The sequence below is a fragment of the Sporichthya brevicatena genome, assembly GCF_039525035.1.
Classification (GTDB): Bacteria; Actinomycetota; Actinomycetes; order Sporichthyales; family Sporichthyaceae; genus Sporichthya; species Sporichthya brevicatena.
In genome coordinates this window covers 1-964 of record NZ_BAAAHE010000069.1, presented here as the reverse complement: position 1 = coordinate 964, position 964 = coordinate 1, and the positions used below count along the sequence as shown (strand labels likewise).

Below are 964 nucleotides of genomic sequence, written 5' to 3'. Positions count from 1 at the left end.
ACGCCGCCGAGGACGCGGACTAGCCCCTTAAAAGGAGAACAGGCGCCCCGCGCTCCCCGGGATGGGGAGGCGGGGCGCCTGACGTTGTGCGGGGCCCGGCCGCTGGCTCAGGTGACGGTCTTGAGGACGCCGCGGGCGTCGGCGACGGCCTCGTCGATCGCGGCCCGGGCCTCGGCCGGCACGAGCGCGCGGACCTGGTCGACCACGGCCTGCGCGTCGGCCTGCCCGGCGTTGCGGACCCCGTACACGCCGCCGAAGGCGACCAGCCCGGCGACGGCCGCGCCGACGAGCTCGGCCGCGTCGAGGCCGTCCTGGGTGAGCCCGACCTGCACCGCGCCGAGGAACGCGACGGCGGCGGCGATGAGGGCCTTGGCGTTGGCCGTGATCACGGTCATGACCGGACCTCCTGGTAGTGGCAGAAGCAGACGCAGGCCGCGTCACAGAACGCGCAGGTGCGCCGGCACTGGCCGTGCACCTCGTGCCGGCACGCGGTGGACAGGTAGTAGTGCCGGGGCTCGGCCTCGGTGGCCTCGGCGCCGGCCCCGCCCGTGGGGGTGGCGGTCGTCGGGGTGCTCACTTGCCGACCCCGGTGGTGTTGCCGACGGTCGGCGGCACGACGCTGACCCCGCCCTGGCTGCCGCTGTTCGCCGGCGCGGCCGGGGCCGGCGCGGCCGGCGCGGCCGGCGCGGCCGGGGCGGGAGCGGGTGCGGCCGGGGCGGCGGGCTGCGGGTACACCGGCGGGGCCGGGGCGGCCGGTGAGGGCCACGGCGCGGCCGGGGTGATCGGCTGGCACGGGCACGCGCTCGGCCCGGCCGGGTCGGCCTTGCCCGGATCGGCCTTGCCCGGATCGGCGTCGGTCTCCTCGGCGGCTGCGGCCGGCTCGGCCGGCGCCGGGCCGTCCCCGCCGACGGTGGAGACCGGGACGATCGTGCCGCCGCTCGGGCTCCCGGCGTTCACGACGAGC

2 protein-coding genes and 1 pseudogene are annotated in these 964 nt (G+C 78.8%); all 3 read right to left on the bottom strand.

Annotation, left to right across the window (positions count from 1 at the left end):
* Positions 1-107 precede the first annotated feature (107 nt).
* Positions 108-395 (bottom strand): hypothetical protein, encoded by a 288-nt coding sequence (locus ABD401_RS24935; protein WP_344609927.1) that lies wholly within the window; start codon positions 393-395, stop codon positions 108-110.
* On the bottom strand, positions 392-577 hold the full coding sequence (locus tag ABD401_RS24930) for a hypothetical protein (RefSeq protein WP_344609925.1): 186 nt from the start codon (positions 575-577) through the stop codon (positions 392-394). Before ABD401_RS24930 ends, ABD401_RS24935 begins: the two co-directional genes overlap by 4 nt.
* A pseudogene (locus tag ABD401_RS24925) lies at positions 574-964 on the bottom strand (hypothetical protein); the annotation flags it as partial. The gene ABD401_RS24930 and the pseudogene ABD401_RS24925, both read right to left, overlap by 4 nt.